A 19,078-nucleotide genomic window follows, 5' to 3' on the forward strand; every position below is an offset into this window, starting at 1 on the left:
GTAAAAAGGATGACGCATGAGCACGCTCACACAAGACACACTCACGGGTGGCCTGCATACCGCCGCCATCGACGGTAGTCGCCTTGAGGCCTACCTGCCCACTCCCTGCCTGCAAAACCATGCTTCGTTTCTGCACGAGCTGCCTAACGGCGACCTGCTCTGCGCCTGGTTTGGCGGCACTCAGGAGGGGGTGCCCGATATATCCATTCACATCTCTCGGCTGAAAAAAGGTAACGACCAATGGTCGGAGCCGGTGAAACTATCCGACGATGGGACTCGCTCCGAGCAGAACCCGGTGCTCTTTACAGCGCCAGATGGCGCGCTGTGGCTGCTCTATACCGCCCAGCTTTCCGGGCATCAAAACACGGCCATCGTCAGGTATCGTATCTCTCAAGATGGCGGAAGACAGTGGAGCGAGCCCTGCGCGCTTTTTGATACGCCAGGTATCTTTATTCGCCAGCCGCCCGTTTTTACACGCCAGGGCAACTGGGTACTACCCGTTTTCGTGTGCCGTGTGGCCGAGGGAGAACGCTGGACGGGCAACGACGACATCAGCGCCGTCATGGTTTCTGAAGATAGCGGCACCACCTGGCATCAGCACGACGTACCCGACAGCGTGGGCTGTGTGCATATGAATATTCAGCCGCTCAAGGATGGCACTTACCTGGCGCTCTACCGCAGCCGCTGGGCGGATGCGATCTACTCAAGCCGCTCCGAAGACGCTCTCACCTGGAGCGCACCGAAAGCGACCGAACTTCCTAACAACAACTCTTCCCTTCAGTTTACCTGCCTGGATAACGGCCACTTGGCGCTGGTCTACAACCACCGCCGGGCGGACCTCGAAGGCGAGCGCCGGGCCTCGCTTTATGACGATATCGAAGACGCCGAGGACCATGGCGAACTCATCGATCAGGCAAGCAAGCATGGGAAAGCCGCCTTCTGGGGCGCACCGCGGGCACCCATGACGCTTGCCCTTTCAACCGATGGCGGACATAGCTGGCCAATAAAGCGCGACTTGGAAATCGGCGACGGCTACTGCATGACCAACAATTCGGTCGAAAAGAAAAACCGTGAGTACTCCTACCCCACGATCATTCAAGGCCAGGATGGAAAGCTGCACATCGCCTTCACCTATTTCCGGCAGCGTATCAAATATGTGCGGGTAGCCGTCTCCTGGGCATCCGCCTAGCCGCATCGTGGGGGTTCTGCGCTACTGACTGGAGGCTTTTCACGTTAGTTATCGGGCGCACCCGCTGCCTTGCGCGGATGCGCCTTGTCCAGAACATTCAGGGCGGTCCGTATCACCGGCATCAACAGCCACAAGAGAGGCACCATTACCCACCGCCAGATAAATCGCGCAGCCATCAGCACCGGCAGCAGCACGATGAACCATACCCCAAACTGGCCAAGCCATACCGGCAGGCTTAGCCACTTCGCCGCGTTGGCACCCAAGGCGCTGATCAGTGAGGGGTGGCGAACCACCACGTAGGCGGTGGTGGTCACGGCGGCTATCTTGGCCATGCGGGGGAGGCTGGCAAACCGTCCGGCGCCTGCGGCGATTCCCTGACGCATGCCTGCCCTCACGCCCTGTGCTTCAGCGCTGCCAACTCTGGCACCCCGCGCTAGACGCCCGGCACGCAATACCTTGACGGTACTGGCCATCAGCAGAAGATCCACCCCAGCCCAGCCGATGTCGCTTGCCCCGATCGCTTCATCGCGGCGCCACTGATTTTCCAGATGGCGCAGGCCGCTGGTGAAAAAATCGCTGATACCCGCCACAACGCGCTCGCCCTGCAGCCAATGCACCTCGCCCTCGGCATCCACCACAAACTGGTTGAGCAGGGCGTGCCCTTCGGCATCGAGCAGAGCAATGCCGATCTGCCCACGCCGGTGCGGTGTCCACTCGGCGTCACCTTGCGCCTGTTCGCCCTCCTCGCTCCACCAGCGGCTCAACTGCTGATAGCGCTCGCCTACCCAGTGCTGAGCGCGAAGCGTTGCGACATCGTGGGCGCGAAAGTAACTGATTGGCAGCACTGCATCGGGGCCGAAGCGCACCAGCACGTGCTGGAATTCGGGTAGCGCGGCGTACTCAAGCAGCGCCGCGCGTGCGATATCGCCGTAGCGCAGAATGGCCAGATGCGCACTCATCCATAGCGGCTGATCCTCTGCGTAGGCGAGAAACACGCTATTGAGGGCAGCGGATTCCTGAGCAAGAGATGCCTCTATGGAAGGCAGAGCGCTGCGTGCTTCCAGGCGCATCAGGCGCGGCGCGTAGGTATCCGTTGATGCCAGGGCCGAAAATCCGCCTGCCAATCCCACTGCCACTATCAAGACAAGTAATCCGCTACGCACGCGCTGCTCTCCTGCTGGGCCTGTTAGACCCAAGATGGTTTGACGGGGCAGCCGCACACGCTGTACGACTCACTGAGGAGGTTCATTCAAGAACTCCAGCGCCTGGCGCGTGGCCGGCCACATCACGCTGCCGTGATTCTCGCCGGGAAAAACCGTCAGGCTTACGTTGACGTCTTGCCGGGCGCCGAACCACTCAGCGAACGCCCGGGTGTTGTCTACCATGGCGCGCGTGCGCTGACGGCTAACGCGTTCGCTCGTATCCGGCTGGTCATGGCCTGGCTGCTCGTCTTCCCCTACCCCGAGCATCAGCCGCGTGTCTGGCAGCGCAGATGATACCGCGTAGCGGCTGGCGAGCCTATCGAGCGGCGTATCCCCATACCACCAGAGTGACGGGCTGATGGCGATATAGGTATCAAAGCTTGAGGGCCGGGTAAGCAGCGCGTGAAGTACGAACAAGCCGCCGTAGGAGTGGCCAAGAATCGCCTCCTGGCCTGAATCAACTGCAAAGCGTTGCTGAATGGCGGGCTTCAGGCGCGTCTGGATAAACTCCAGAAAGCGCTCCGCCCCGCCAAAGGCGTACTGGGAGTGGGCGCCATCCGCCGAGATATCAGGAGTAAAGTCCTCACTGCGCCGCTCTCGATTAAAACGCTCGGTATCCGGGTAGCCAATCGCCACGATGAGCAGCGAATTGCTCGCGCCATCCGGCTCCTGGCGTGTCAGCGTATCGCGCGCTGCCTGTACCAGCGGAAAGCGCGCGTTACCATCAAGCAGGTAGAGAACCGGGTAACCCGCATCCGGCGGCGCCGCGTCGGGTATCGAGACCTGGATCAGGTACTCACGCTCCGGTTCAGGCGCGGTGAGCAGAAACTGGGAAGTGCCCGGCAGCGTCACCTCACCAGGCGACGCGCTGTAGGCCATGATTGGGCACCAGCAAAGCAACAAAGGCAGCCATCGCAAGCCTCCTTCTGGTGATGACCAACTGCGCCACGGTTTCCCATGGCGCTTTATCAAATACTTAGAAATCATAGCGTAGCGATGCCACCACGTTGGCCGGGTTGCCTGGCATGTTGAACGTCCCGTCGCTGCCTACCCGGTTGTAGTAATCACGATCCAGCAGATTATGAATGTTGAGCTGCCCGCTTAGTCGAGAAGTAACGTCATACCCCACCATAGCATCCACTACCGCGTAGCCGGGCGCTTTAATGCCGTTACTCGAGGCAAAATCACTCATTGCCGTCACGCCGCCTCCGATTCGCAAACCGCCCAGCGTCTGGCCGGCAAAATCGTACTGGGTCCAGAGATTGACGATATTGTTGGGCATCAAGAGAAACAGCCCATCTTCACGATCCGATGAGCGGCGCTCCACCTTGGTGTCCAGATAGGTATAGCCGGCGATGATGTCCCACTGATCGGTAAGACTTCCTGTGACCTCGAACTCAGCCCCCTGAATGCGCATCTTGCCCACGGATTCTGAATAGTTGGCCGCCGGGTCCGTCGGCGCTGCCGCACGGTTCTCGTCATACAGGCGAAAAGCGCTGATACGCGCGTTCACATCACCGCCCAGGTAGCTACCCTTGATGCCCACCTCGTACTGATCGCCTTGCCGCGGAGAGAGCAGGTCGTTGTTGATATCGCTTTCGGTTTGCGGCTTGAAAACCTGTGAGTAGCTGGCATACGGCGAATGCTCATTATCAAGATCGACCACAAGGCCCGTATAAGGCGTTACCTCTGTACCGCTACGGCTCTGCTCTGAGCCTGCCGCAAGGTCTTCGTAATCAAGGTCATAACGACTTACCCGCCCACCGGCAATCAGCGCCAGCGGCTGCACCGGACGCAGGGTCAGCTTGCCATAAAGCCCGGTTTCCTCGAGCGTGGTATTGGCATGCGAGTAGCCCCGGCCACTGGTACGTGCGCTATCCAGTATATCCACGAAGGCCAGCGCGTTCAGCTCGTCACGTGTGACGCGCCCACCGGTCAGGCTACGCGCGCGTCCCGACTCCATGTCAGTGTCAAAGCGCTTGTAGTCACTGCCCAGTACAAATTCGCTGACGTTGCCAAACGCGGAAAACGGCTGACTGTAGCTTGCGTCCACAGCCACTGACTGCTGATCGATCACGCTGCCGGTACCCGCCACGGTCAGCGTATCGCTGGCATTCAGGGCGCTTCCGCCAAAGGCGTAGTTGTAATCGGCGATACGGTTGGAGTAACGCGCGGCCAAGCGTCCGAAGCCGCCTGTGGCAAAGCGGTGAGTAAGCTCGGCAATCCAGTCGTTCGAGTGGCTATTGAAGTCGTTCCAGCGTGCGCCGTAGAAATCCGAACGCGACCCGTACAAAAGCTCGCCACTGCTGCCCACCGGGTGGCCGTTATTCACCGTGATGTTCTTGGTGTTGTGAAGGTAGCCAAGCCCTAGCTTGGTGGCGTCATCGAGATCGATATCCACGGCCGCATAAAGATCGTGCTGGTCATTGGCGTTATTATTCACAAATTGGCCGTGTTCGGCATGATCAATGACCAGGCGCCCTCGTATGCGCCCCTCTGCATCGATGGGCCCAGACAGATCCACCTGGCCTGCGCGCTGCTGGTCGCTGCCCAGGCTGCCGCTCACATGCCCTTGAACATCGTGCGTGGGGCGCTTGCGTACCAGATTGACGATGCCGCCCATCTCGCTGGTGCTGTCAAACAGCCCCGACGGGCCACGCATGATCTCGACACGGTCAACGGCCGAAAGCGTAGGTACCGACCCGGTGATGCTGGTCATGGGTGCGGGCAAGCCGTCAATGCTGGCCTCGTCGTACTCATAGCCGCGCGCATAAATGGAAGAGCGGCCGTTATCGTTGGAGAGTACGCGCATGCCCGGCGTACGGCGGCCCAACTGGTCCAGCGTGGTAAAGTTTTGATCCTCGATGGCATCGCGCGTGACCACGCTGACCGATTGGGGAATATCACGCAGTGAGGCGGGCGTTCGGGTGCCGACGGTTGCTGCGTCAACGCTATAGCCGCCGGTCACTTCAGAGGGCAACATTTCATAGAGGCGGTTGCCTTCCACCGTAACGGTATCAAGCCGCGAGGCGTCCTCTACCGCCTGCGCCCACATGTTGGGCGCAAAGCTGAGTAGAACGGCAACGCCGCCAATCACTGTTGCCAAACGATAACCCGATATCACTGATGCCATGCTGCTCCCCTTTGGTTCCCTTGGTTTAACGCTCGCCTTGCGAATGAGAATCCGTTGCAATAAATTTTACGGCAGCGCATTATGCCACTCACTCGTTCAGCGCACCTTTGCACATCGGGCAGCTTGCTTTGCAAACGCGGCAAATGGGCGTATCAGGACTCACTCCCGCGAAAGGGCATACATGGGTGAAACGTCAGCGATACATGAGATCAGCGCCGCCGATCTGCGCGCGCTTTCTGCTCCGCTGGTCAAGCGCCAGCGGCTCGAAGCGCCCGCTTGGGATCGGCGTTCAGCGCTTTTAACCGGGCGAATGTGGGTGGCGGAGGTCGAGCCGGGTATGCAGCTGCGCCTGGCCGATATTCAGGATCGGTTCGGGCTGACCAGCCAGGCGGTACTGCCTGCAGGGATCAAGATTGCTCTGGTGATTGGCGGAACTGCACGCGTTCGCTACGGCGCGGTGGAAACTCGTCTGGGCCCGGAGGCCCCCCACTGCGGTTTGATGGTTACTCTTCCTGAAGCGGCAAGCTTCACACGCCTGGGTCAAGCGGGCGCGTCTGAACGCACGTTGACCTTGAGCCTTTCGCCCCACTGGCTTGCCCGCCATGGGCATCGCGAGCTGGTAATGTCTTGCCTGAGCACGCCAACGCTCAGGCATTGGGCGCCCTCCTCGGGGCTTGTTGCGCTGGCCTCAAGGCTCTTTGCAGTGGATGAAAAAGCACCCACAAGCGTCGCGGCACGCCTGCAGCTTGCGGGGCTTGCCACAACGCTTGCGGGTGAAGCGCTGGCCTGCCTGCCTCAAGCGGATTCAAGAACAACCTCCTCCATCATGCCGGACCACCGGCTGGCCAGGCTCATGAACCTGATCGACAGCGGCCAGGCGAAAGGCGTGCCCCAGGCAGCGCTTGCCGAACAGCTGGGCATGAGTTTAAGCACCCTTCAGCGGCGCTTCTATCACCAGCAGGGTGAAGCGTTGGGAAGTTTTCTACGTCGGCACCACCTTGATCTGGCCCGAAACGCCATGGCGCAGCAGGCCATCAGCATTGACGCTGCCGCTGCGCTTGCTGGCTACACCAGCGCTGCCAACTTCACCACGGCCTTCAAGCGTGAATATGGTGTAGCACCTGGGGAGTATCGGCGCGCCCATCTGCGTCTCATCCACTGAGCGTCAAGGGAGTGTCATCATTGATCCGTATCGTTGCCTGCTGGCATAGCAATGATGACAACTCCGGAGAGATGCATGAAACACGCTTTGACGCTGCTGGCCTTGGTGCCCGGCATGGCCCTGGCTCTAGAAGCAGGTTCGCAGGATATCCGCCACGTTGGCGTGGGCGAACTGCACCCGACGCAGCCCGCGCTCGGCTATCGGCAGATGGATTACAAGCAGGGTCGCTTCGCGGTGGACCGTGAGAAGTTTTTTGACGAGTTTTGTGAAACCGGCGGTCAGGGCAGCATTGCTCTATTTGACGAGGCGTCTTCGTTAAAGGATGCCGATAGCTTTACCTGCACCGATGCTCTCGGCACGCATCCAGAGGACATGAAGACCGCCGTGATTGCGCCAGATGGCGAAATGTACCTTACCGATGGCCACCACACGTTCAGCAATTATCTGGCCCTTGAAGGGCGCGAGCTCAGGGTGCCGGTGCTGATTACCCATGACTTCAGCAACCTGCCGGATATGGAGAGCTTCTGGGCGACCATGCAGGATGAGCGCCTGGTCTGGCTCGACGCGCCTGGCGGGGCCATCACCCCTGAAGAGCTGCCCGAACGGCTGGGGCGCGACGCTCAGGCGGACGACGCCTACCGCTCACTGGTCTATTTCACCCGTGGCGTGGGGTATAAGAAGCCCGCTACCCCGCCGCCATTTCTGGAGTTTTACTGGGGCCAGTGGCTTGTTGACCAACTGCCGCTCGAAGCCTTGGACCTGAGCACCCTGGAGGGCTATGGCGAGGCCGTTACCCAGGCTGCAACGCTGATGGTTGAAGTGCCCGCCGACACCGTCATTGCCGATACCGCCACGGGGCCGCTGACCGCTCGGGAAATGGGCCAGCTACCCGCCTTCAATGACAAGGAGCTCGAAAAACTGCTCTCGGAGCGCGGCAAATTGACCTACGCGTTTTCTCTCGATAAGTAGTAATCTCACCGGCTGCCTTGATCTCGTTGGGTAGCCGGTGACGATTCCGCTGCAGGTGGATCACGCTGCGCCAAGGCGGCTTCCATGCGATCGAGCTGGGCCTTGAGCCCGTGGACGTCGTTACGTAGCGCCTGCAGTTCGGCCTCTTCGCCTTCGCCGTTATCCAGCGCCATCTGGGCGCTCTCTTTTTGCATGACGTCCAGCACGATGCCGATCATCATGTTGAGAAAGATAAAGGCATTCAGGAAGATGAAGGTAAGAAAGTAGATCCAGGCGTAAGGGTAGACCTCCATGGTGGGATACAGCACGGCGGTTGCCCAGCTCTCGAAGGTGGCCACCTGAAAGAGCGTCAGCATGGCAAGCGCGATGTTACCCCACAACCCTTCATCCACGTTATGAAAGAGGAAACTGCCAATCGCGGCATAGATATAAAAGATGATGAACATCAAAAGGACGACGTAACCCATCCGGGGGATGGATTTCATCAAGGCCACCAGCAGCATCTGCAGCTCGGGGATCATGGATACCAGGCGCAATACGCGGAAGATTCGCAACAGCCGCGCCAGCAGTACCATCTCCGAGTCATCCATGGGGATCAGGCTTGCGGTGACGATCAGAAAGTCGAACACGTTCCAGCCCTTCTTGAAGAAGCTGATCAAGTTGCGTTCGGCGGCCATTCTGATCAAAATCTCGACCAGGAAAAATATCGTGACGGCAATATCGAGATAGAGCAGCCACTGCTCTATACGCGACGTCTCTTCGTAGGTTTTCGCGCCAATTACCAGGGCGGAGAGCACGATAATGGAGATGACAACGCCTTCGAAAATCTTGTTACTACGCAGCTTTTCGAAGCGATCCTGCCAGGTATTGAAGGGTTCACTCATGAAGCAAGGAGTCTCTGAACGGTTAACGTCACCACTTTATACTAAAACCCCATAACGACCATACAAGTGATATCCTCTTGTTTCACTTAACGTATCCTGCGCCACCGGTATGCCCTCGGGCGACCTGGTGGCATTTTTTAGTTTTTAATTGCGCTGGATGGATCCCATGACACTGCTGTGGATAGCCCTACTGCCCCTGTTGGGCGTACTGGTGCCGGCACTCACTGCCCAACGCGGCCGCACGCTGTGCTCGCTTGCCACGGGCATCGTGCCGGCGATTGCCCTGCTGCTTACGTTGATGCAACTGCCCGCTCTGCTGGCCGGCGAAGCATTGCGCGTAAGCGTTATGTGGCTGCCTGAACTGGGGCTTGAGCTGGCTTTTCGCCTGGATGGACTCTCGCTGCTGTTCAACCTGCTGATTCTGGGCATTGGCCTCTTGATTCTGCTGTATGCCCACTTCTATCTTGCCAAGGATGAGCCTTACGGGCGCTTTTACGCCTTTCTGATACTCTTCATGGCGTCGATGGTCGGCATTTCAATGTCTGACAACCTGATACTGCTCTGGCTGTTCTGGGAACTTACCAGTCTTTCGTCTTTCCTGCTGATTGGCTTTTGGTCGTACCGTGGCGATGCACGCAAGGGCGCGCGGATGGCGCTGACCATTACCGGCGCCGGCGGGCTGGCGCTGCTGGCAGGCCTTTTGCTGCTGGGCGACATGGCGGGCAGCTACCGAATGGACGATGTGCTGGCAAGCGGCGCGCAGATCGTGGCCGACGGCCGCTACCCGCTGATGCTGGCGCTGGTGCTGCTGGGCGCGTTTACCAAATCCGCCCAGTTCCCCTTTCACTTCTGGCTTCCCCACGCCATGGCGGCACCGACACCGGTATCGGCCTATCTGCACTCGGCCACCATGGTGAAAGCCGGTATTTTCCTGATGGCGCGCCTGCACCCGGCCATTGCGGGCAGCGAGCTGTGGAGCGTCGTGGTACCGCTGGTGGGGTCGATTACACTGCTTTACGGAGCCTGGTTTGCGCTGTTCAAGACTGACCTGAAAGCCATTCTGGCGTTTTCCACCATCAGCCACCTGGGGCTGATCACCGTGCTGCTGGGCATCGGCAGCCCCATGGCGGTACTCGCTGCGCTGTTTCATATCGTCAACCACGCCACCTTCAAGGCGGCGCTGTTCATGAGCGCCGGCATCATCGACCATGAAACCGGCACGCGGGAACTCAAGCTGCTGGGTGGCCTGCGCAAGACCATGCCGGTCACCGCACTGCTGTCTACGCTGGCGGCAGCGGCCATGGCGGGGGTGCCACTGTTCAACGGCTTTCTTTCCAAAGAGATGTTCTTTACCGAAACCCTGGCGACACCGGTGCTGGGCGGGCTCAGCTGGCTGATTCCCGCCCTTGCCGCGGTAGGTGGCATCCTGTCGGTCGCCTATTCGGTTCGCCTGGTGCACGCGGTGTTCTACAAGCCCGCCAAGGAAGCATCGCCCAAGAAACCTCACGAGCCACCGCATCTGATGCGCCTGCCCGTGGAAATACTGGTGGCGCTGTGTGTAGTGGTCGGCCTGTTCCCGGCATTCTTTGCCACCAACCTGCTGGATCTGGCCACCCAGGCGGTGCTGGGCGAGCCGCTGGATTTCCATCTGGCCATCTGGCACGGCGTTAACCTGCCGCTGGTGATGAGCATCATCGCCTTCGCGCTGGGCTTTGTGATGTATTGGCGCCACGCCGATCTGCGCCGTTTCCTGCAGCCCTTTGCAAGCATCGATGCGCGGCGTGTATTCGAGCGCTTCATGGTGACCTTGAGCTACCGCGCCGAGCAGAGCATCGCCGCGCTGGACGGCAACTCGCTGCAGCGCTTCATGAGTTGGCTGCTGCTGGCCGCCCTGTGCATGGGCGTACTGGGCCTGGCGCAGATGGATATCCTTTCGGGCAGCAAGAGTAATCAGCCGTCCGATGGCATTCTGGTGTTTGGTGCGGCCATGCTGATCTTTGGCGGTATCGCCACGGCGGCCACCCACCGCTATCGCCTGATATCGCTCTTGATGCTATCGATTGTCGGGCTGTTTGTGGCGCTGACCTTTGCCCGCTTCTCTGCCCCCGATCTGGCGCTTACCCAGCTCTCCGTTGAGGTGGTGACCATGATCCTGCTGATGCTGGCGCTGTTCTTCCTGCCCCAGCGAACGCCGCGCGAATCAAGCCCTTTGCGCAATGTACGCGACATGCTGCTGGCGGGTGCCTTGGGATTGGTGGTCGCCAGCCTCAACTACGCGGTCATGACTCGCGAAACGCTGTCGATCTCAAGCTTCTTCATGGCCAACAGCGTACCCGGCGGCGGCGGCCATAACGTAGTGAACGTTATCCTGGTCGATTTCCGCGGCTTCGATACCCTGGGTGAAATCACCGTACTGGCGCTCGCGGGCCTGGCGATCTTCAAGCTTCTGAACCGCCTGCGCCTGTTCATGCCGCACAGTGACGGTGAAGGCCGCGTCTGGTCACCGGACCGCTACCCGGCCATCCTGACCTCGATTTCCATGACCCTGCTGCCGCTGGCGCTGCTCGTCTCGGCGTTTATCTTCCTGCGCGGGCATAACCAGCCGGGCGGCGGCTTTATTGCTGGCCTGATTACCGCAGTGGCACTGATTCTTCTCTACATGGCGCGCGGCGTGGAATGGGCCCAGGCCCGTCTGGACTTCCCCTTCCAGCCGGTCGCCGTGGTAGGTGTCGCCATCGCCACTCTGACCGGGCTTGGCAGTTGGCTGTTTGGCTATCCGTTCTTGACCTCGGCGTTTGGCTATTTCAGCTTGCCGGGCATCGGCAAGTTTGAGCTGGCCACTGCCCTGCTGTTTGATCTGGGTGTCTATCTGGCGGTAGTGGGCGCCACGCTGATGATTCTTGCCAATCTGGGCAAGGTCACCACCGCGCACCGCCCGGTTACCGACCCTATAGAGTCCGACACGCCCGCCCCGACACCTGCCAAGGAGCCCCGCTAATGGAGACCCTTTACGCGATTACCACCGGCGTACTTACTGCGTGCGGTCTTTACCTGACGCTGCGCGGGCGCACCTTTCCCGTGGTGGTCGGCCTGACGCTGACCTCCTACGCGGTGAACCTGTTTCTGTTCTCCATGGGCGGCCTGACCACCGACGGCGCCACTATCGTGCACGGCGATGGCAACTACGCCGACCCCCTGCCTCAGGCGCTCGTACTCACGGCCATCGTCATCGGCTTTGCCATGACCGCGTTCGTGGTGATTCTTGCCATGCGTGCCCGCAGCGAAGCGGGTAACGACCACGTAGACGGCAAAAAGGAAGACCGTGAATGATGCAACATCTGATTGTTTTACCCGTCATCGTGCCGCTGGTCGCGGGCATCCTGCTGCTCTACCAGCGGCAGGGGCTGATCCGCTACAAGCGCATCGTCAGTATTCTGGCCACCCTGCTCACGCTGGCGACCGCCGTTGGCCTGGTCAACGTGGCCGTTCAGGGCGAGATTGTCTACTACGCTCTTGGCGACTGGCAGCCGCCTTTTGGCATCGTGCTGGTACTCGACCGGCTTTCGGCACTGATGCTGCTGGTGACGGCACTGCTGGCCATCGGCGCGGTGATCTATGCCTGCGCAGGAGACGATGAAAAGGGCAGCAACTTTCACGGCCTGTTCCAGTGGCAGTTGCTGGGCATCAACGGTGCCTTCCTGACCGGCGATCTGTTCAACCTGTTCGTGTTTTTCGAAGTGCTGCTGCTGGCGTCCTACGCCCTGCTGCTTCACGGAGGCGGTAAGGCGCGCATTCAAGCAAGTGTTCACTACGTGGTGCTGAACCTGGCAGGCTCCTCGCTGTTCCTGATTGCCGTGGGCATTCTTTATGGGGCCACCGGCACACTGAACATGGCCGACATGGCGCAGCGCCTGGCCAGCCTTCCAGCCGAACGCCAAGGCCTGGTAACTGCCGGCGCGCTGATGCTGCTGGTGGTATTTGGCCTGAAAGCGGCCATCATGCCGCTCTACTTCTGGCTGCCGCGGGCCTACGCCGCCGCACCCGCACCGGTAGCGGCGCTGTTTGCGATCATGACCAAGGTAGGTATCTACGCCATTCTGCGCGTCTATACTCTGCTGTTCAGCGACAACGCCGGTGCGCTTTCCGCCCTCGAGCAGCCCTGGGTATGGTGGCTGGCACTGGCCACACTGGCCGTTGCCGGTGCGGGCGTTATTGCCGCACGCGATCTGCGCCTGCTGGTCGCTTATCTGGTGCTGATTTCCGTGGGCACGCTGCTTGCTGCGGTGGGCATCCGTACGCCTGCGGCCATCTCGGCACTGCTCTACTACCTGATTCATACCACGCTGATCACCGGCGGGCTCTTCCTGCTGGCCGACATGATCGGACAGCAGCGCGGCAAGGCAGGCACCCGGATCGTCAAGGGACGCCCCATGGTGCAAGGCGGCGGGCTGGCCCTGCTGTTTTTCATCGGCGCTATCGCGGTGATCGGCATGCCGCCGCTTTCCGGCGCCATCGGCAAGGCATTGGTACTCAATGCAGCGGAAGGCACTCAACGGCTGTGGTTATGGCCGCTTCTGCTGCTGGCAAGCCTGGCCTCGCTGATCGCCCTTTCCCGGGCGGGCTCGACCATGTTCTGGCGGAGCCACCGGGGAAGCCTGAGCGGCAGCGTATTGCCGCGCCGCCAGTGGTTTGGCGTAGTCTGGCTGCTGAGTGCTGCCCCGCTGCTGGTGGCTCTGGCAGGGCCAATCAGCGAGTACACCCAGGCCACCGCCGAACAGCTTGCCAACCCGCAACGCCTGATTGATACGTTACTGCCTGCCGCCGAGGAGGCTTCATGATTACGCCGCGTTCCTGGCTACCCACGCCGGTTCTATCCATTCTGCTGCTCATCGTATGGCTGCTGCTGGCGCGCAGCTATGCATTCGGGCAGTTCGTGCTGGGCGGAGCATTGGCGATTCTCATTCCGCTGCTGACCTATCGCTTCTGGGATTCCAAACCGCGCATCAAGAAGCCCTTCAAGCTGCTGCGCTACGGGCTGCGCGTGCTGGGTGATATCGTCACCGCCAACTTTGAAGTCGCCTACCTGATTTCCAACCCGTGGCGCACGCTCAAGCCGCACTTCATCGAGTATCCTCTGATGCTGGAGGAGCGCTTCACCATTACCCTGCTGGCAAGCACCATCAGCCTGACTCCGGGTACGGTATCGGCCAACCTGCGTATGGATGGCAAGTCACTGTTGATCCACGCGCTCAACGTGGATGACGAAGATGCGCTGATCGAGCAGATCCGGGAGCGCTACGAGCGCCCGCTCAAGGAGATTTACGAATGCTAGAGGTTGCGCTGTATATCACGCTGACGCTGGTGGTCCTGGCGCTGTTGATGAACCTGTTTCGGCTGGTGGTGGGCCCGGCCATGCCGGACCGGGTACTCGCCATGGACACCATGTACGTCAACTCCATTGCGCTGATCGTGCTGCTCGGGCTGTGGCTCAACAGCAAGACCTACTTCGAGTCGGCGCTGCTGATCGCCATGCTCGGGTTTATCAGCACCGTGGCCGTGTGCAAGTACATTCTGCGCGGGGATATCATCGAATGATCCCATTTTCATCCCCGCTGACCGCTCGCCAGAAGGAGGCATAAAATGCAGCTAGTGATAGAAGCGATAATTTCGCTGCTACTGATTGCCGGCGGCGTATTCGTGTTTATCGGCTCGCTGGGCATGGCGCACCTGCGCGATTTCTACATGCGCCTGCACGGCCCCACCAAAGCCACCACGCTGGGCATCGGCTGCATGCTGATCGCCTCCATGGTGTATTTCTGGAGCATGGAAGGTAAGCCCGATATCCAGGAAATGCTGATTACGCTGTTTTTGTTCATTACCGCGCCGGTAAGCGCCCACCTGCTGGCCAAGACCGGCCTGCACATGCAGTTGCCGCATACCGATGCCACCGAGGGCAAGCCGTTCGAGCTTCGCGATGAAGAGGTTGGCGACAAGCCGGTTCCGCATCCGGATAAAGGCCACGGCTAACGGATGCCCCATCGGCAACCCGTGCGTGTATAGCGAAGTATCCAAGCGCTGGCCTGACCGCCAGCGCTTTTTTATTGCCCGCTATACGCTTTAACAATTCGCAGAGATGGTAGTGGTCGCTAACGCTTTCGGGTAAGCTCCACTCGTTTTTTAATGCCTTGAGGTGAATGCATGTGGAGCCTCCTACGCCTGCCCGCGCTTACACTTTCGCTATGCGTGCTGGCCGGTTGTTCAGACCCTAAAATCGACACCAGCTCAATGCCGGCCGCCGTGGTCTCGATAGAGAACGTGCGCGAATCCCTGCCCGCCTACAAGCGCGACGAGTTTGACAAGGCGCTGGCGATCATGGCGATGCCTTCGTTCAGCAGCATGGCGCTATTGAGCCCCAAGCGCATGAACGGCGCGGAAATTGCCGAAGCGGCGAATGCTCAGATGCACGGACTCACGGGCGATCAGATCATTCATCGTGCCGATGAAATACTGCGTGAAAGGCGCGCCCGAGAGCGAGAGCAGGCTGTGCGTACCCTGACCCGCCTGAGCGAAAAGCGGGCCCAGGCCGAGCATGATGCCGCGCAGCTGGCGCGCTTTCGTATCGATAGCGCCCGCTACACCATGAGCCAGAGCCCCTACGGCTCGCCGGAGCCGGTCATCGATCTGGAAGTGACCAACGGCACGGATGAGGCGATATCCGAGGTGCGCCTGCGAGGAGTGGTGACGACAGATGATCGCGCCACGCCCTGGATCAACGATACCTTCTACTACGTGATTTCAGGCGGGTTGGAGCCAGGTGAAACGGCCAAGTGGAGTCTGGCCCCCAATCGCTTTGGCGTGTGGGGCAACACCCGGATACCTCAAGATGCAACGCTTGCGGTAACCCTTGAAGGACTCAAGGACGCCGAGGGCCATCCACTATGGACAGCACCTGCCCTGAGCGAAAGCGAGGCGGCCAAGCTTGCCAGGCTGCATCAGGAGTATCAGGGCATCGCCCTGACAGAAGAGTAGTGCATCAGGCGGCGCTTGGCGGCCGCCTGACGGGGTTAACCGCGTTCAATCAATCAGGTCGGCCTGGCGATAGCCGATCAGGTACAGCACCGCATCGATACCCAGAGTGGAAATTGCCTGGCGCGCCTGGGCGCGAACCAGCGGCTTGGCACGAAACGCAATCCCCAGCCCCGCCTTGGCCAGCATCTTCAGGTCGTTGGCGCCATCGCCCACCGCAATGGTCTGCTCCAGCGTAAAGCCTTCGCGAAGGGCAATCTGCTCAAGAAGCTCCGCCTTGCGCTCGGCATCCACGATAGGGGTGCGCACTTCGCCGGTCACCTTGCCATTCTCGATGACCAGCTCATTGGCATGAACTTCATCAAAGCCCAGCCGCTCCTGCAGGTAACGGGCAAAGTAGGTGAAGCCGCCGGACAGAATCACCGTGCGATAGCCAAAGCGCTTGAGGTTGACCATCAGGCGCTCGACGCCATCCATCAGCGGCAGCTCCTCGGCGATGCTGGCAAGTACCGACTCGTCCAGGCCCTTGAGCTTGCTCATCCGCTCACGAAAGCTCGCCTGAAAGTCCAGCTCGCCGCGCATGGCGCGCTCGGTGACGTCTGCCACTTCATCGCCCACGCCGTGGCGCCTTGCCAGCTCATCGATCACCTCGGCCTTGATCAGCGTAGAGTCCATGTCAAAACACACCAGACGCCGGTGCCGGCGCCAGATCGAGTCTTCCTGAATGGCGATGTCCACGCCGTGCTCCGCGCCAAGCGCCAGTGCCTTTTCGCGCAGCGCTTCAATATTCGCCTCTTCACCGCGCAGCCAGCACTCGACGCAGGAGCCACCCTGGGGTGCCTGCCCATCCAGGGATTCACGCCCGGAAAGGCGGTGAATCAGCTCGACGGTCAAGCCGAACTCGGCGGTCAGGCTGCCAACTTCGGCCAGGATACCGGCAGGCAGGCGGGGGGCCAAGAGCGTCAGGATCAGCCGCGGCTGACTGGCATCGCTGCTCCAGCGCTGATAATCCTCGGCATCGACAGTAATCGCCTGAACATCCAGACCCAACGCGTCGCCCGCTTCACTTAGCGTTGCTTCCAAAGCGCTATCGTGATCAAGCCCTACCAATGCTTCCAGAGAGAGCATGCCAAAGGTCACGCTCTGATTGATATCCAGAAGCTGCGCGCCCGTGCGGCCCAGCGCCTTGCCCAGGCCTTCCAGCTGGCCCGGTCGGGCCATGCCGGTTGCCCGAATCAAACAACGTCTTGCCATGTGCTACTCCCCTGCCTCAAGCTGGTCAACTTTTTGGAAACCGCGCGGCAGCTTGCTGCCCCGCCGGCCTCGTTCGCCGCGATAGTACGCCAGATCATCCGCTTTCAGCGTGAGCTTGCGCTTGCCGGCATGAATCAACAGCGCATCGGTTGACGAAAGCACGGTGATATCGCGCACAAACTCCTCCCGCCGCGCCGCGCGGGGGCCAGGGATATCCAGCATCTTGTTGCCTTTGCCCTTGGCCATTTCCGGCAGTTGCTCCAGCGGGAACAGCAGCAGCCGCCCTTCGTTGGAAACCGCAGCCACCCACTGGCCTTCACCTTCAGGCACTTCGACAGGAGCCATGACGCTGCACCCCTTGGGCAGACTGAGCACCGCCTTACCGGCCTTGTTCTTGCCGGTCAGCGCGTCAAGCCGGGCCATGAAACCGTAGCCACCATCGCTTGCCAGAATAAAGCGCCGCTCCGGCGGGGCGAGCATCAGCCCGGCCATCTGAGCGCCTGCCGATACGTTTGCCCGTCCGGTGACCGGTTCGCCCTGCCCACGGGCACTGGGCAGGTTGTGAGCAGCCAGCGTATAGGCGCGCCCGGTGTCATCCAGTAGCACCAGCGGCTGGTTGGTCTTGCCTCGCCCGGCCAGATGGAAGCTGTCGCCCGCCTTGTAGGAGAGCCCTTCCGGGTCGATATCGTGGCCCTTGGCCGCACGGATCCAGCCCTTGTCGGAGAGCACCACGGTGATCGGGTCGGCCCCCAGCAGCTCCACTTCGGAAAGTGCCTTGGATTCGGCGCGCTCCACCAGCGGCGAGCGGCGCTCGTCGCCGTGCTCCTTACCGGCGGCGCGAATCTCTTTTTCGATCAGCGTGGTCAGCTTGGCATCGCTACCCAGCAAGGTCTGAAGCCGCTTGCGCTCTTTCTCGAGCTCATCCTGCTCGCTGCGAATCTTCATCTCTTCAAGCTTGGCAAGATGACGCAGGCGCAGCTCCAGAATGGCCTCCGCCTGGCGCTCGGAGAGCCCGAACGCGCCGATCAGCGCGGCCTTGGGCTCGTCCTCTTCTCGAATGATGCGAATGACTTCGTCAAGATCGAGATAGGCCGTCAGCAGGCCTTCCAGAATATGCAGGCGGTCTTCCACCTTGCCCAGGCGGTGCTCAAGACGCCGGCGTACGGTGCTGCGTCGGAACTGCAGCCATTCGTCCAGCAGTTCGGGCAGCGGCATGACCCGTGGGCGGCCATCCAGGCCGATCACGTTCATATTGACCCGCACGTTCTTCTCGAGATCCGTGGTGGCAAACAGGTGCGCCATGAGCGATTCGACGTCCACACGGCTGGAGCGCGGCTCGATCACCAGGCGCGTGGGCTCTTCGTGGGTCGACTCATCGCGAAGATCGGCCACCATGGGCAGCTTCTTGGCCTGCATTTGCGCGGCGATCTGCTCGAGCACCTTGGCACCGCTGACCTGATAAGGCACCGCGGTGATCACGATATTGGCGTCTTCGCGGAGGTAGCGGGCACGCAGCTTGACCGAACCCCGTCCGGATTCGTAGAGCTTGCGCAGGTCTGATCTCGGCGTGATGATTTCTGCATCGGTCGGGAAATCCGGCGCGGGCATGAATTCGAGCAGGTCCGTGGTCGTGGCACCTGGGTTGCGCAGCAGATGACAGGTCGCCTCGACCACCTCGGAAATATTGTGGGGCGGGATGTCCGTGGCCATGCCGACGGCAATGCCGGTGCCGCCATTGAGCAGCACGTGGGGCAGCTTGGCAGGCAGCACGATGGGCTCCTGCATGGTGCCGTCAAAGTTCGGCGCCCAGTCGACCGTGCCCTGACCAAGCTCGCCCAGCAGCACTTCGGCAAATTTGGAGAGCTTGGCTTCGGTGTAGCGCATGGCCGCAAAGGATTTGGGGTCATCCGGGCTACCCCAGTTGCCCTGGCCATCCACCAGCGGGTAGCGGTAGCTGAACGGCTGAGCCATCAGCACCATGGCTTCATAACAGGCGCTGTCGCCGTGGGGATGGAATTTACCCAGCACGTCACCTACGGTACGCGCCGACTTCTTGTACTTGGCATTGGCGTGCAGCGCCAGCTCGCGCATGGCGTAGATGATCCGCCGCTGCACGGGCTTCATGCCGTCGCCAATGTTGGGCAGCGCACGGTCCAAGATGACGTACATCGAGTAGTCGAGGTACGCTTTTTCGGTATAGTCGCGCAGGGATAGACGTTCGACGTCCCCCTCCGCTACCTGAATATCCATGGTCATCGG

Annotated in this window: 16 protein-coding genes; 10 read left to right on the forward strand and 6 right to left on the reverse strand. The window is 60.6% G+C overall.

The window, feature by feature from the left end:
• The first annotated feature begins 16 nt into the window (after positions 1–16).
• Positions 17–1,189 carry a sialidase family protein gene (locus B0H98_RS00945; RefSeq protein WP_106373200.1) on the forward strand — a complete coding sequence of 391 codons (1,173 nt, stop codon included), beginning with the start codon at positions 17–19 and terminating at the stop codon, positions 1,187–1,189.
• A gap of 44 nt (positions 1,190–1,233) precedes the next feature.
• Here B0H98_RS00945 and B0H98_RS00950 read toward each other — a convergent pair whose 3' ends face one another.
• The 3 genes from B0H98_RS00950 to B0H98_RS00960 form a co-directional block, all read right to left on the reverse strand.
• Entirely contained in the window at positions 1,234–2,352 is a 1,119-nt protein-coding gene (locus tag B0H98_RS00950) for a hypothetical protein (RefSeq protein ID WP_244182940.1), read from the reverse strand.
• A 69-nt stretch (positions 2,353–2,421) separates the two neighbouring features.
• The gene (locus tag B0H98_RS00955) at positions 2,422–3,270 is read right to left on the reverse strand and encodes an alpha/beta hydrolase (RefSeq protein ID WP_167392632.1); all 849 of its coding nucleotides are present in this window, start codon (positions 3,268–3,270) and stop codon (positions 2,422–2,424) included.
• A gap of 97 nt (positions 3,271–3,367) precedes the next feature.
• A complete protein-coding gene (locus tag B0H98_RS00960; protein ID WP_106373203.1) occupies positions 3,368–5,524 on the reverse strand; it encodes a TonB-dependent siderophore receptor in 2,157 nt (718 codons plus the stop codon).
• Between the two features lie 181 nt (positions 5,525–5,705).
• Here B0H98_RS00960 and B0H98_RS00965 point away from each other — a divergent pair, with 181 nt between their 5' ends.
• Together B0H98_RS00965 and B0H98_RS00970 are read left to right on the forward strand one after the other, a co-directional pair.
• The gene (locus B0H98_RS00965; RefSeq protein ID WP_167392633.1) at positions 5,706–6,686 is read left to right on the forward strand and encodes a helix-turn-helix domain-containing protein; all 981 of its coding nucleotides are present in this window, start codon (positions 5,706–5,708) and stop codon (positions 6,684–6,686) included.
• Positions 6,687–6,761: 75 nt separating this feature from the next.
• Positions 6,762–7,655, forward strand: coding sequence for a ParB/Srx family N-terminal domain-containing protein (locus B0H98_RS00970; RefSeq protein ID WP_167392634.1), 894 nt, complete (start codon positions 6,762–6,764; stop codon positions 7,653–7,655).
• Between the two features lie 5 nt (positions 7,656–7,660).
• On the opposite strand, the gene B0H98_RS00975 is transcribed toward B0H98_RS00970, so the two are convergent.
• A complete protein-coding gene (locus tag B0H98_RS00975) occupies positions 7,661–8,539 on the reverse strand; it encodes an ion transporter (RefSeq protein ID WP_106373206.1) in 879 nt (292 codons plus the stop codon).
• 166 nt (positions 8,540–8,705) lie between these two features.
• On the opposite strand from B0H98_RS00975, the gene B0H98_RS00980 reads away from it, so the two are divergent.
• The 7 genes from B0H98_RS00980 to B0H98_RS01010 all read left to right on the forward strand — a co-directional run bounded on the left by B0H98_RS00980 (position 8,706) and on the right by B0H98_RS01010 (position 15,568).
• Positions 8,706–11,537 (forward strand): monovalent cation/H+ antiporter subunit A, encoded by a 2,832-nt coding sequence (locus tag B0H98_RS00980; RefSeq protein ID WP_106373207.1) that lies wholly within the window; start codon positions 8,706–8,708, stop codon positions 11,535–11,537.
• The gene (locus B0H98_RS00985; RefSeq protein ID WP_106373208.1) at positions 11,537–11,869 is read left to right on the forward strand and encodes a Na+/H+ antiporter subunit C; all 333 of its coding nucleotides are present in this window, start codon (positions 11,537–11,539) and stop codon (positions 11,867–11,869) included. The genes B0H98_RS00980 and B0H98_RS00985 overlap by 1 nt, the downstream gene beginning before the upstream one ends.
• Entirely contained in the window at positions 11,866–13,377 is a 1,512-nt protein-coding gene (locus B0H98_RS00990; protein ID WP_106373209.1) for a monovalent cation/H+ antiporter subunit D, read from the forward strand. Before B0H98_RS00985 ends, B0H98_RS00990 begins: the two co-directional genes overlap by 4 nt.
• Complete coding sequence (locus B0H98_RS00995) at positions 13,374–13,871, forward strand: Na+/H+ antiporter subunit E (protein ID WP_106373210.1); 498 nt, start codon at positions 13,374–13,376, stop codon at positions 13,869–13,871. Before B0H98_RS00990 ends, B0H98_RS00995 begins: the two co-directional genes overlap by 4 nt.
• Positions 13,865–14,134, forward strand: coding sequence for a K+/H+ antiporter subunit F (locus B0H98_RS01000; protein WP_106373211.1), 270 nt, complete (start codon positions 13,865–13,867; stop codon positions 14,132–14,134). Before B0H98_RS00995 ends, B0H98_RS01000 begins: the two co-directional genes overlap by 7 nt.
• 45 nt (positions 14,135–14,179) lie before the next feature.
• Positions 14,180–14,566 (forward strand): Na+/H+ antiporter subunit G, encoded by a 387-nt coding sequence (locus B0H98_RS01005; RefSeq protein ID WP_106373212.1) that lies wholly within the window; start codon positions 14,180–14,182, stop codon positions 14,564–14,566.
• Positions 14,567–14,737: 171 nt separating this feature from the next.
• A complete protein-coding gene (locus tag B0H98_RS01010; protein WP_340162369.1) occupies positions 14,738–15,568 on the forward strand; it encodes a DUF6694 family lipoprotein in 831 nt (276 codons plus the stop codon).
• 45 nt (positions 15,569–15,613) lie between these two features.
• On the opposite strand, the gene serB is transcribed toward B0H98_RS01010, so the two are convergent.
• On the reverse strand, positions 15,614–16,819 hold the full coding sequence (gene serB, locus B0H98_RS01015) for a phosphoserine phosphatase SerB (protein ID WP_106373214.1): 1,206 nt from the start codon (positions 16,817–16,819) through the stop codon (positions 15,614–15,616).
• 3 nt (positions 16,820–16,822) lie between these two features.
• Positions 16,823–19,075, reverse strand: coding sequence for a DNA topoisomerase IV subunit A (parC, locus tag B0H98_RS01020; RefSeq protein WP_106373215.1), 2,253 nt, complete (start codon positions 19,073–19,075; stop codon positions 16,823–16,825).
• Positions 19,076–19,078 lie beyond the last annotated feature (3 nt).

Source organism: Vreelandella songnenensis (genome assembly GCF_003002925.1).
GTDB classification, from domain to species: domain Bacteria; phylum Pseudomonadota; class Gammaproteobacteria; order Pseudomonadales; family Halomonadaceae; genus Vreelandella; species Vreelandella songnenensis.

Excerpts from the sequence above, each read along its gene's own strand:
- B0H98_RS00975 (WP_106373206.1), bottom strand. The coding sequence starts at position 8,539 with ATGAGTGAACCCTTCAATACCTGGCAGGATCGCTTCGAAAAGCTGCGT.
- B0H98_RS00990 (WP_106373209.1), top strand. The coding sequence starts at position 11,866 with ATGATGCAACATCTGATTGTTTTACCCGTCATCGTGCCGCTGGTCGCG.
- B0H98_RS00960 (WP_106373203.1), bottom strand. The coding sequence starts at position 5,524 with ATGGCATCAGTGATATCGGGTTATCGTTTGGCAACAGTGATTGGCGGC.
- B0H98_RS01000 (WP_106373211.1), top strand. The coding sequence starts at position 13,865 with ATGCTAGAGGTTGCGCTGTATATCACGCTGACGCTGGTGGTCCTGGCG.
- B0H98_RS01005 (WP_106373212.1), top strand. The coding sequence starts at position 14,180 with ATGCAGCTAGTGATAGAAGCGATAATTTCGCTGCTACTGATTGCCGGC.
- B0H98_RS00945 (WP_106373200.1), top strand. The coding sequence starts at position 17 with ATGAGCACGCTCACACAAGACACACTCACGGGTGGCCTGCATACCGCC.
- B0H98_RS00980 (WP_106373207.1), top strand. The coding sequence starts at position 8,706 with ATGACACTGCTGTGGATAGCCCTACTGCCCCTGTTGGGCGTACTGGTG.
- B0H98_RS00995 (WP_106373210.1), top strand. The coding sequence starts at position 13,374 with ATGATTACGCCGCGTTCCTGGCTACCCACGCCGGTTCTATCCATTCTG.
- B0H98_RS00985 (WP_106373208.1), top strand. The coding sequence starts at position 11,537 with ATGGAGACCCTTTACGCGATTACCACCGGCGTACTTACTGCGTGCGGT.
- B0H98_RS00970 (WP_167392634.1), top strand. The coding sequence starts at position 6,762 with ATGAAACACGCTTTGACGCTGCTGGCCTTGGTGCCCGGCATGGCCCTG.
- B0H98_RS00965 (WP_167392633.1), top strand. The coding sequence starts at position 5,706 with ATGGGTGAAACGTCAGCGATACATGAGATCAGCGCCGCCGATCTGCGC.
- B0H98_RS01010 (WP_340162369.1), top strand. The coding sequence starts at position 14,738 with ATGTGGAGCCTCCTACGCCTGCCCGCGCTTACACTTTCGCTATGCGTG.
- parC (WP_106373215.1), bottom strand. The coding sequence starts at position 19,075 with ATGACCATGGATATTCAGGTAGCGGAGGGGGACGTCGAACGTCTATCC.
- B0H98_RS00955 (WP_167392632.1), bottom strand. The coding sequence starts at position 3,270 with ATGGCCTACAGCGCGTCGCCTGGTGAGGTGACGCTGCCGGGCACTTCC.
- serB (WP_106373214.1), bottom strand. The coding sequence starts at position 16,819 with ATGGCAAGACGTTGTTTGATTCGGGCAACCGGCATGGCCCGACCGGGC.